Annotated in this window: 11 protein-coding genes; 8 read left to right on the forward strand and 3 right to left on the reverse strand. The window is 35.3% G+C overall.

All coding sequences use genetic code 11. The features are described 5' to 3' along the window. The first annotated feature begins 57 nt into the window (after positions 1–57). The 5 genes from PLJ10_06555 (at position 58) to PLJ10_06575 (ending at position 5,546) form a co-directional block, all read left to right on the forward strand. Complete coding sequence (locus PLJ10_06555) at positions 58–657, forward strand: hypothetical protein (protein HOK09306.1); 600 nt, start codon at positions 58–60, stop codon at positions 655–657. Between the two features lies 1 nt (position 658). Further along, positions 659–1,246, forward strand: coding sequence for a type 4a pilus biogenesis protein PilO (pilO, locus tag PLJ10_06560; protein ID HOK09307.1), 588 nt, complete (start codon positions 659–661; stop codon positions 1,244–1,246). Between the two features lie 2 nt (positions 1,247–1,248). Then, entirely contained in the window at positions 1,249–1,821 is a 573-nt protein-coding gene (locus PLJ10_06565; protein HOK09308.1) for a hypothetical protein, read from the forward strand. A gap of 1 nt (position 1,822) precedes the next feature. After that, positions 1,823–4,483: a secretin N-terminal domain-containing protein gene (locus tag PLJ10_06570; GenBank protein ID HOK09309.1), complete on the forward strand. Its 2,661-nt coding sequence runs from the start codon at positions 1,823–1,825 to the stop codon at positions 4,481–4,483. Between the two features lie 190 nt (positions 4,484–4,673). Then, on the forward strand, positions 4,674–5,546 hold the full coding sequence (locus tag PLJ10_06575) for a MaoC/PaaZ C-terminal domain-containing protein (GenBank protein ID HOK09310.1): 873 nt from the start codon (positions 4,674–4,676) through the stop codon (positions 5,544–5,546). 99 nt (positions 5,547–5,645) lie between these two features. Here PLJ10_06575 and PLJ10_06580 read toward each other — a convergent pair whose 3' ends face one another. From PLJ10_06580 to acpP, 3 genes are all read right to left on the reverse strand, one after another. Continuing rightward, the gene (locus PLJ10_06580; GenBank protein ID HOK09311.1) at positions 5,646–7,703 is read right to left on the reverse strand and encodes a sodium-translocating pyrophosphatase; all 2,058 of its coding nucleotides are present in this window, start codon (positions 7,701–7,703) and stop codon (positions 5,646–5,648) included. A gap of 40 nt (positions 7,704–7,743) precedes the next feature. Next, positions 7,744–8,535, reverse strand: a complete 792-nt coding sequence (rnc, locus tag PLJ10_06585; GenBank protein HOK09312.1) for a ribonuclease III — start codon at positions 8,533–8,535, stop codon at positions 7,744–7,746. A 147-nt stretch (positions 8,536–8,682) separates the two neighbouring features. Next, positions 8,683–8,925 carry an acyl carrier protein gene (gene acpP, locus PLJ10_06590; protein ID HOK09313.1) on the reverse strand — a complete coding sequence of 81 codons (243 nt, stop codon included), beginning with the start codon at positions 8,923–8,925 and terminating at the stop codon, positions 8,683–8,685. Between the two features lie 305 nt (positions 8,926–9,230). Here acpP and PLJ10_06595 point away from each other — a divergent pair, with 305 nt between their 5' ends. From PLJ10_06595 to PLJ10_06605, 3 genes are all read left to right on the forward strand, one after another. Then, positions 9,231–10,481: a Gfo/Idh/MocA family oxidoreductase gene (locus PLJ10_06595; GenBank protein HOK09314.1), complete on the forward strand. Its 1,251-nt coding sequence runs from the start codon at positions 9,231–9,233 to the stop codon at positions 10,479–10,481. A 356-nt stretch (positions 10,482–10,837) separates the two neighbouring features. After that, complete coding sequence (locus tag PLJ10_06600; GenBank protein HOK09315.1) at positions 10,838–11,458, forward strand: lysophospholipid acyltransferase family protein; 621 nt, start codon at positions 10,838–10,840, stop codon at positions 11,456–11,458. Between the two features lie 106 nt (positions 11,459–11,564). Continuing rightward, positions 11,565–12,368, forward strand: a complete 804-nt coding sequence (locus PLJ10_06605) for a hypothetical protein (protein ID HOK09316.1) — start codon at positions 11,565–11,567, stop codon at positions 12,366–12,368. Positions 12,369–12,370: the final 2 nt, after the last annotated feature.

The following is a 12,370-nucleotide window of genomic DNA, read 5'->3' on the forward strand; positions in this document are numbered from 1 at the left end:
TGTGTATAATTTATATAAAAACCCCTCACTCCTCTTGTTCAGAGGTCTCATATATCAATGTATCGCAAAACTGCCATATTACTCGCTCAAAAAAATAGTCTCCAAAAGGAATATGATTCTCCCACAGAACTAAAAAATGAGGATGGCGAATTTATTACCTTATCAGGAATTGTAAATGAATATAGAAAATTAGACAAGAAAAAACAATTACTTGAAAAAAGAGTTGCTGTTATTCAGGAAATATTAAGCGACCGTATTATCTGGTCTGAAAATCTTTTCCAGCTTGCGAATTTAACCCCTGAGAACGTTTGGTACGATCGTATACGTGTAACATTTCAAACATTTCGCGAAAAAGTTATAAAGACCGACCCCAAAACGGGCAAACCTATCCTTGACCCTAAAACAAAAGAACCTCTATCAGAACAAAAAAATGTAAAAAAACCTATTCTTGAGATTACTGGTTATGTTATCAGTGGAGAACAAGGTGAACGACAAATTTCTCCACTCATAGAAAACACAACAGACCCACAAAAAGCACCCGATTTTGTAAAACAGTTTTCATTATTGCGTCCCAAAATTGAAGATACTGAATTTAATGGATTTGCTGTTCGTAAATTTACTCTTGAATATTTAATCGAAACAACACCAGGAGTATAGAATGATAGACCTATTTCGAGGCAAAATAACGTTAAAAGACTGGGCGGTATTAGGTATAGCCATTGCCATAGTCATTGGACTGAGTATTGGTGCATATCTCTTTCTATTTATCCCACAACAAAATAAAATTACTACAATACAAAATGAAATCAAAGATTTAGAAAAGAAAATTAGGGATGCGAAAGAGACAGTCAAAAACTATGACAAATTACAAAATCAAGCCAAAAAAATGGATAATTTAGTTACCCTGTTTAATGAACGACTGCCCGAAAAGCGAGAAGTCCCGAAACTTATGAAACAATTTGAAAATATGGGAGATAGTTTAGGATTAAAAACACAACTTACACCGTTACCAACAACGGTTGATGCATCCAAAGAAGTCATCCCTTATCAGGTTGTTGCTAAAGGCTCATTCCATCAAATAGTGGCATTTATAAATTTATTAGAAAAAGACCAACGATACCTAAAAATTTCCGACCTTGATATTGGACCCGAAAAAGAAGGTATTTGTGAAGCAAAATTTGTGCTAAGCACATTTCGTTTTGTTGAACAAGAAGATAAAGGAACCCAAGAACAGAAGAAGTCATAAATATGCAAAACAGACAACAAATTATTATTGCTGGTGTATTACTTGTGGCACTCATAGGTGTACTCTTTTATCAATTTGTATTGAATAAACCAAAGCCACCAACCACATCTACAACCCCAACCACATCACAAACAAAAACAGAATCAACTCCTGTTACCACACAGCAAAAAACCACAATTACAGGAGAAATTAATCCGTCAATACAGACATTAGAACAAGATGTTGATAAAGTTATCGAAGATTTATTATCTGCTATTAGAATAGTTCAATTTGATTATCAACAAACTCCTCCATTAAGAAATCCTATGACACCTTTAGTAGGGGTGATAAAGAAATCAATATTTGAATCTGAAGTTCCTATACCTTCATCAGAAGTGACTCCAGGTCAAGTATTAAACAAAAAAATCTCTGCAATTATCTGGGATGAGTATCAACCTTTAGCCATCATCGATGGAAAAATAGTTCCTGAAGGTTATACATTCCCAGACAGAATACAGGTGTTTAGTATTGAACCAAACCGGATACTTTTCAAACTGGAAGACACTATTTTCCCAGTAAGATTAAAGGAGCAATAACATGCAAAAAAGGCTTTTCTATTCACCAAATTGTCAAAAAATTATTATTCATTACCATTTTAGAAATAAGATAAAATTGGTAAGTATTCTTTTCTGCATTTTACTCTTAAATATATTATCTTATTCACAAAATAATTATGCTAACTATATCTATTGGGTTGAACAGGATAATAGTTCAATATTTAAGATTAGCCCAAATACAGATATATCGTATTTTATATCTGAAAATAAAGAGGCAAATGAAATTAAACTTAAACTCATTTTCCCTGAAAAAACAGATATAACAAACATAACTAATGAAATACTTTCTCATACACCCAATTCAGTTCGCGCTACATGTACTAATGTTGATTCTGAAAGTTTAGAATATACATTTACCTGTCAAAACACACAAAGTTATGAAATCCAAAAAGGGGAAACAGGATTATCTATAATTTTCAAAAAAGATCACAATCCAAACACAGAAACACACACTGATATTAATCGTGTAATTGAAGATATCCAGCTCCTAATAGCAAAAAATAAACCTCTACAAGATGAAAAGTTGAACACACTCAACAATACTATTTCAAAATTAAGAGTAGAAAATGAATTAAAACTATCAAAGCAGGTCTCCCCTGCCCTTCTTCTACATGAACCACAACAAGCATTTGCTCAAGATACAGATGTAACAGGAACCCAATCACTTTCAGTAGGAAATGTAGGGAACCCCGAGAGAAAAATAGAAATCCGTGAAGCAGAAGCTGTTGAAGAACAGAAACCTGCCCCAGCACAAGAGCAAGAAGAACCTGAAGTAAAAAATGCCACAGAAGAAGAACAGAAAGAAGAGACCCCAAAACAGGAACAAAAAACAGAAGAAGCCAAACCTGAAGAAGAATCTGTTACACCTCCAATGCCCAGAGAGGAAGCTCCCAAACAATCCATAGACACTACTGCTCAAATTACACGGGAATTAAGACAGTTAGAGTCTGCGGAAGAGGACACAACTAATCAAATTGTCTCGATAGAACAAAAAGAAAAACCATCACAAGAAATAGCAAAAACACCGGAAACAAAACCTATAGAAGAAAAATCTTTGTCCGCTGAAGATGTGAAAATAAAGCCATCGCCTAAGGGATTAGATACGATTACGGACTTTCAATGCGAAGAAATGCCATTATCAAAATTGGTTCCTCTTTTAGCCTATAAGGCTGGTATTAACGTAATTGCAGGTACCGACCTTAAAGGAAATGTTACAATGAGCCTTAAACAGGTAACCCTTCGCAAAGCAATCGAAGCGGCTCTTAGAATGAATGGATTAGGATTACTTCAAGAAGAAAATATTTATAGAATTGTACCTTATGAAGATGCTATCGCAGGAGACAGAAGTACAACTATCGTTCGTTTACAAAATGCAAAAGCAACAGAAATAAAAAAAGTATTAGATGAAATATCCAAAGGTACAAAATGGAGTGAATTTATAACAATTAGTGCTAATGATACTACCAATGTTGTTATTGTTTCTGGTCCTGAAGAACATATTCAGGGACTTGCTCAAATGGCAAAAGAATTAGATATAGAAAAACCAGTTATCCCAACACAAACTGTTACCATTAAACTTAATTATGCTGACCCAGAAGAGTTAGCGAAATCCCTCCAAAAAATCCTTACTCCCAAAACGGGAAATGTATCTGCTGACCCAAGAGCAAGAAATATCATTGTAACAGATATTCCTGTTGTTATCGAACAAGTAAAGGAAATTGTAAAAGACCTTGATATGCCTGTCAAACAAGTTCTCATCGACACAATGGTTGTCGATGCTACACTAAATGATGAAGCACAAACAGGTATTGATTGGCTTTTAAAATCAGTTAGAGACCAAAGTTGGCGTGACTTCGTAATGTATGGTCCTGAAGGTCGTAAAATAGGAAATCTACAACAACTTGATTTAGCTGGTACTGCAACCACAAGTGACATGATAGGAAATTTAACCTTTAATATTTTAACAAACGAAATTGATTGGAAAGGCGTGATAAAGGCACAAATCCAGAACAGAAATGGTCACCTCATCTCAAATCCTGTTGTTGCAACAATTGAAAATAAACCTGCAACTATTACTATATCTCAGGAAATACCATACATTGACCTATCACAAACAAGTCAGGGTGGTGCTTTAACAAATACCCGATTCAAACAGATAGGAACTGTACTTGAAGTGACACCACGTGTTACTCATGATAACCACGTCATAGTGGATATAAAGGGTAAAGAAAGTACAATTGTCGGCGAATTTAATGGTGTACCGATTGAAGATCTGAGACAGGTCTCAAGTACACTCCATATTAATAGCGGACAAACCATATTTGTGGGGGGATTAAGAAAACGAAATGATAGTACAACTGTACAAAAAATGCCTATTCTCGGTGATATTCCCGTCCTGAATGTGGTCTTCAGAACAAATCAAAGAAAAGCACAAATCAATGAACTACTCATTTTCTTGACATGTTCGGTTTTAGAACAAGAATTGCCAGAATTAACACCTGAACAAAAAGAGACGTATGACGGTGCAAAAGAAGCCCCTATGAACGCCAATATTGGCAAATATATAGGCAACGACATTATACGACCCAACGAGTCATCAATCCCACCATATAAATGGAAGAGGGTTAAAAAAGAACAATAATTTCCTAATTAAAGTTTCCTGTTACTGTAATATAAAAAAGCCTATTTTTGTTCTCACCAATCAATAATTTTCACAAATAAGTTCAAGTAATTTGACGTCCAGTATTAAAGTAAAATTGAAACAAGTTTATTTGATATTATATAATTTATTGTATTTATTGAATATTAACTAAAAAGGGCACATTTCTTCTATGGAAACTATTCATCTTTATAACTTCAATCCTACATTAAAACTCTTTTTATTAATGAGAAAAAAGTCAGACTTAAAAAGTCTTTTAAAACCACCTCCTATTCAGATTTATGCATCACAATTAAATCTTTCAATAGCAAAATTGGATAAGTATTTGAAATTATTTGACTTACCTTCATCAGACTTTTTACCAATAAGTTATCCGTTTATTTTAACAATGCCTATGCAAATACAATTATTTAGCCATCCTTCCATACTTATTAATCCATTAGGTTTCCTTCATGTTAGTAATCATATAACATTAAATAAACCTATCCCTAAAGATAGTGTTATGGAAGCCTTTTGTTATATAGATTCCACCCAATTAGCAAAAAAAGGTATTGAAATCACGGTAAAAATAGTAATTAAAGTAAATTCCGAACCATCATGGGAATGTAAAAGCACCTATCTTAAATTTTCGAAAAAATATAGAGATGAAGCGGGCAATGGAAAGAAACTATTTTCTTTTGAATCGTATGATAAATATGATGAAGAACATCATTGGTATGTATCGAGAAAAGACGCATTTTCATATGCTCGTGTCTCTGGAGATTACAATTTAATCCATCTTTCTAAAATATTTGCCCGTATTACAGGATTACCCAAACCTATTATTCATGGGATGTTTTCAATTGGAAAGTGTCTCCATTATTTAAAATTAAATAGTCCAGATAAATTGCATTTTTACCATATATTCAAAGGACCTATTCCCTTAAATTCTAACTGCATTCTATGTATAAAGAACCTTCCACATGGTAAAAGATTTGACTTGTTTGCCGAAAACAATCCACGTCCCTGCATTCAAGGAATATTATCAGAATCCCCACTCGAATAGTAAAATCTTATCTCATAATTTCTCTTTTACAAATTTAAAAAATTAAAGGCACAGGAAAATGTTTCCTGTGCCTGACTTTATCTCAACCAATATTTTTTACTATATGAACAACGGGGCTAACACCAAAGCAATAACGCACATTAACTTAATCAAAATATTAATAGAAGGTCCGGCAGTGTCTTTTAATGGGTCACCATAAGTATCACCGACAACTGCTGCTTTATGTGCTTCAGAACCTTTACCACCGAAATGACCTTCTTCGATGTATTTCTTTGCGTTATCCATGGCGCCACCACTGTTTGCCATTTGAATACCTAACATCACACCCGTTGTAATAGCACCGACAAGGAAACCTGCCAGAGCAGGGGCTCCTAAACCGAATCCAATAACAACAGGGATTACAATGGCTAAAATACCGGGGACCATCATACCTTTAATAGCGGACTGTGTAGCAATATCTACACATTTCTTGCTATCAGGCATAACATCTTCTTTACCTTCTTTTAGTCCCGGTATTTCTTTAAATTGCCGTCTTACTTCAGCGATTATCGCATAAGCATTTTTACTTACAGCCCCGAATAATAACGAGCAAAAGACGAAAGGTATCATACCTCCAATCAAGCATCCTGCAAGGATTTTCGGGTCAATCAAGGATACTTTTGAAGGGTCTAATTTAGCAGATAACATAAACGCACTTAATAAACCAATAGCTGCAAATGCAGCACTACCAATAGCGAAACCTTTCCCGATAGCGGCTGTAGTATTTCCGACAGCATCTAAGTTATCTGTAATTTTACGGACACTGGGGTCAAGGCCTGACATTTCCGCAATACCACCTGCATTGTCTGCGATGGGTCCATAAGCATCTACGGATAAAACCATTCCTGTTGTTGCAAGCATACCTAAGGAAGCAAGGGCTACACCATACATACCACCCACTTTGTATGCAAGGATAACAGCAAGAGCAAGAACAACCGTAGGAATAGCAGTGCTTAACATACCTATAGAAGTTCCACCGACCACTGCAACAGCCGGACCAGATTGTGCTTCTTCTGCTAATTTCTGGACAGGTTTATATTTCCCAGAGGTAAAATATTCACTTGTAAATCCAACAATAACTCCTGAAATAATACCGAGAATACACGCTATTGGAGGTCCCCACCATTGATATGAAGTTCCATCTAATGTAAATTTTGTTCCAATCATATAACCCAATAAAAGAACACCGATAATTGTAAGTCCAGCACTTACATAGGTTCCCCACATCAAGGCACTTTGAGGGTCATTTTTAGCAAAGAATTTAACATAAAACACACCTATAACAGAGGCAACAATACCAACTGCTGCGGTAAGGAATGGGAACGAAGTAACATACATCGATTCACTCGCAGAGGCTTTAATAGTAATTATACTTGCTACCGCTAAACTCGCAATGATTGATTCAACATACGATTCTAATAAGTCGGCACCCAAACCGGCAACATCGCCTACATTATCACCCACATTATCTGCGATAACCGCAGGATTACGTGGGTCATCTTCAGGAATACCTGCTTCTACTTTACCGACAAGGTCAGCACCCATATCCGCACCTTTGGTATAAATACCACCACCAGACCGTGCAAAAAGTGCTACTAATGAGGCACCCATTGCATATCCATTAACAATTTGTGCTTGTCCATTAAATAATTTGTAAACGACAACTAAAAGAAAGGTCGCAATCCCAACTACACCTAATCCCATAACGGAACCACCACTGACAGCCACATCAATAGCCGCTTTTACGCCACCGGCACGAGCCGCTTCTGTGGTTCTGGCATTGGAACGGGTAGCAATAAACATACCTAAGAAACCCGCCATTGCACTGGCTACCGCACCTATGATAAATGCGATAGAAGTTTTCCACCCTAATGGCAAATCGGGTCTCATCTCACCCACAATGGCAATTAATACCGCTATTATCAACACAGTAGCCATCACATAGCGATATTCGCGTAACAGGAAAGCGAGGGCACCTTCCTGAACCGCTTTTGAAATTCGCGCCATTTTTTCATTGCCCTGTGATTTTGTCAGTACATACTGAATCATATAGGCAACGACTAACAATGCAAGAACTGACGCCGCTCCTGCAATTTTTAAATAACCTAATCCCATCATACAATATACTCCTTTCATCGTTTGTGTTTTTGTTTATACTTTATCTACGTTCTTTAAAAGACTTTCCTACTTTATCTCTATATTTTTCTTCATCCTTTTTTATTACTTTTTTATTATTTAGTGTCATTTGGTAAAGAGCCATCGCATTCTGGGCTGCATTATGAGATGCTATCTTCTTTGACTTACCTTCTCCAAAAGCAATCGGCTCATTATTTATAAAAACAACGACCTTAAATAATTTCTGATGTTCGGGTCCTTCTTCTTCAATAACCCTGTATTCAGGATTAGAAAAGTGATATTTATGACAGAATTCTTGAAGAACCGTTTTTGAATCTTTCTGCACCTCCAAAACCTTTTCTAACTGACTACGAAAAATTTTGTAAATAAACTTTTTAACCCGTGCCCAGCCTTGATCAATATATAAAGCTCCAACAAATGCCTCTAATGCATCTTCAAGGATAGAATCCTTATTTCTCCCACCTGAAGATTCTTCTCCCTTACTCATCAGGATAATATCCGAAAGTTTAATCTCTCTGGCTATATTACTTAAGGATTGACTTTTAATAATTGCAGTGTGCATCAAAGTCAATTCACCAGGAGATGAATTGGGTTTTAGTTTATAAATATATTCTGCAATTGCTAATCCCAAAACGGCATCACCTAAAAATTCTAATGATTCAAACATACATCTACCTGATAGATTTTTATTTGCATATAAAGAACTATGTGTAAGTGCCATCTTAAATAAGTTTACATCCTTGGGTTTGAATCTCAATTTTCTTGCCCAAGATAAAAATAAAGATTCCCAATTACCCTCGTTCTCTATTTCCATAATATTAATACTTATGAGATTAAAAACATAACTTCTATATTTTATCAGATTTAGATACACATATCCAACTTGGAAAACGAATACAAAATAAAATTGCCTGTGAATATCTATTCACAGGCAATTTACTTAACGTAAGATATATAACTTTTACTTCATTCTGGATTGAACATATCTAATCGCATCACCTACTGTAATAATCTGATTAGCATCATCATCCAATTGGATGTTAAATTCTTCTTCCAGTGTCATTAATAATTCAGTCAAATCGAGCGAATCCGCTCCAAGGTCTTCTATGAAACGCGCCTCATCCGTGACCTCGTCAAGTGAACGGTTCAAACGGTTGGCGATAATTTCCTTTATCTTACCAATCAAAATAGTTGTATCCGCCATCCTTACACCTCCTTTCATACTCTTTTAAGTTAAATAGGTTTAATCATAAATGCCCGTAACTATTCTAACATGGATATATGTTAAATGTCAAACATTTTAGTTTCTAACAATAATAATATTCATCACCTATTTGAACCTCAAATAAACAAAAAGGTTTCATTAAAATTCTGCTGATTGCTCGTTATTTTGTGTTATAACCGACTCTTATAAAACAATTAGGAGAGAGAGGTTGCATATTCACTTATTATTTAGTATTATTGTAATAACAAATTTAATTTAAACCCTCAAAAAATAAGGAGAATTTTATGAGCAATTTCAAATTAGGGTTTATCGGTGCAGGTTTTATTGCCCGTTTTCAGACAAAAGCATTACAAAGCGTTCGCGATGTTGAACTTGCTGGAGTTTATGCATTAAAAGGTGCCTCTGAACTTTCTACATTATCAAAAAGACTCGGAGTCGGAGATTGTAAAGTATATAAAAATATAAAAGACCTCTGCTTTAATGCAGATGCGGTGGCTATTTTTGCCCCCAATTTTGCAAGGTTAGAAATTATGGGCAACATTGCCGAAGCTGTAAAAGCGGGCGCACCCATTAAAGGAATTATCTGCGAAAAACCATTAGGAAGAACGGTCAAAGAGGCTGTGGAGTTAGTATCTATTGCTAAATCAACCAAATTACCGACTGCTTACTTTGAAAATCAACTACATATGAAAGCAATCCGTAGTCAAAAATCACAATTAGCCCATGTAGAATCTGTAATGGGACCTATTGCCTTAGCACGTTCATCTGAAGAACATTCTGGACCTCATGAAGGATGGTTCTGGGACCCAACAAGACAGGGTGGTGGTGTCCTTTGTGATATGGGTTGTCACAGCATTGCTTGCTGTTGGTATGTTTTAACACCTCAAGGAAAACCTGTTACATATCTTAAACCCATTAGCGTCTCCGCAGAGGTAGGTTTACTTAAATGGGGTTTGCCTTATTGGCGTAAACAATTACTAAAAAAGACAGGCGTTGATTACAGCAAAACACCTGGCGAAGATTTTGCAACAGGCATTATTACCTTCCAAAATCCAAAAACAGGTCAATTAGTTAAAGGGCAATTTACGAATTCCTGGATGTATGACAAACAAGGGTTAAGACTTATGATGGACGGTTTAGGTCCAGGATATGCTTTTGAATTTAATTCACAAATGTCATCTTTGCAAGTATTCATTGGAGACTCTGCAGCAGAAGCAGTGGCAGATGCAGAATCAGCCCTTGAAAAATCCACTGCAAGCCGAGGCCTATTAATTGTAGAACCCAATGAACCCGACTTATACGGATATGTAGACGAAATTTGTGACGCTGTAAATGCATTTCAAAAAGGAAAGGACGCCTTCTTAAATTTCGAGTATGGATTAGAAATAACTAAGCTTTGCCAAGCGGCCTATATGTCTGCAGAACAAAAACGAGTCATCGACCTTACAGATAAAAATACCCAAAAAGACCTACAAAATTACGTCTCACTTATCGCACAGGGAAAAGGTAAAGAAGTGTTACCTATCATTGATTAAAATATTTCTTATTTAATCACTAACTCTAAAAATAATAATTTAAAAAATTATCGATATAAGACATCAACATACAACCCAATAAGTAATAGAAGATTTACATTTTTTTGTGTTCATTCGTTTGTTACGAATAAAGCTATATATCCAAAGTTTACAAATGTTTTTAACATTGATAAACAAATCGTAGTTTAGTTCCATATATTCCTAAAATCCTTACAAAGATGTAATTTAAACTACAAATAAAAACAGGCATTCAACAGTGAGGATGTATCTATTTAATAGTTGAAATGTTAAGAAATTGATTGTTTATAATATAACTGTTAGGTGTCAAACTATTGTTAATTTATAAAGGATATGTTATGGTCAAGGCACGTACGGGAAAAGTGAATATCATATTATGTCTTGGTGCACGGTTTATATTGTGGTGTTTAGGTTGGAAAGCTCAAGGTCCTCCACCTCCCTATCCAAAATATGTCGCTATTTTTGCACCACATACATCAAATTGGGATGGTATTGTAGGAATTTTGTGCACATTTGCGTTACGAGTTCGTGGCAACTGGTTAGGAAAAGGTTCCCTGTTTAAAGGTGTATTTGGATGGTTTCTTAAAAAAATAGGTGGAATTCCTGTTGAACGTTCTTCTCCTCATCGGCTGGTAGAGGTTGCAGTAGAATTGTTTAATAACAATGATAATTTTGTTTTAGGTATTGCACCAGAAGGAACCCGTTTTTTTAGTGACCATTGGAAAAGTGGATTTTATCAAATAGCATACCAGGCAAAGGTTCCTATTGTATTAGGCTTCTGGGATTACCGAACAAAACGAGTAGGAAATTCTGGCATTGCATTCATTCCAACAGGAAACGTTGAAGAAGACCTAAAAATTATCCGCGAGACATATGACAAATTTCTTCCTAAATATCCAGAACATCGAAGTATTATTCAATTCAAAGACATTTCAAAAGATAAGCCAAAAGAAACGTAGTCTTATTTTCCACAAACTAAAAACTCAATAAAAACTTGTAAAATTAGTTATAAATTTGTAATATTATTACTCTGTAAAACCAATTTTAATTAAAAGGAATCAGATTATGAGTGTGACCACCTGCCCTTTTTGCAATACTGATTCACAGAAACTTAATACGGACAGTATAAAAGCATCTCTTTATTTAAGGGCTATATTTCCTGGCTTATCTGACCTTGTTAATCTCGACAGTAAAGCAAAAGAGATTATTGCCAATGCAAATCAAAAAATTTTATTTTCCCTTCGTACCGGTGAAAAGGCATTTTTAAAAATTAAAGATGGGACTGTAACATATTCACCCGAGAAAGATGAGAGTCCGACCATTCATCTCCTCCTTCTCAATCCGACGCATGCAGTTCAAGTTTTTGAACAGGGTAAAATACCTATTCCCTTAAAAGGTTTCACCCATATTTCATTTCTCAAAAAGGGCTTTGATGCTCTAACAAAAAGATTAGAATATTATCTAAAAAGTGGACAAAATTATTCAGAAGAGGAACGGAAAATATATGCGATACTTCAATTAAAAACCGCATTAAGAGCAGCAGAAGTTCTTGCTGAAAAAGATGACATTTCAAAGAAAATTCTTGCAGGCACTCCCGCAGGGATACTTAAAATTTCCATTGAAAGTATTGGTTTTTCTGCTTATTTTGGATATATTCAAGGTCGCTGGCAATTTATAGATGAAATATCTCCTCAAGGAGTTACATCAACATTAAGTTTAAACGACTTAGAGACTGCCGAGCTTCTACTCAACAACAAATTAGACACCTTTGCAGGATTAGGTCTTGGAAAGATTCATATTTCAGGGATAATCCCAATTATTGACAATGTTGGTCTTGTATTAGGAAGAATCACAGAATACATTTCATAGAT

Source organism: Candidatus Hydrogenedens sp., assembly GCA_035361075.1.
Lineage (GTDB): Bacteria > Hydrogenedentota > Hydrogenedentia > Hydrogenedentales > Hydrogenedentaceae > Hydrogenedens.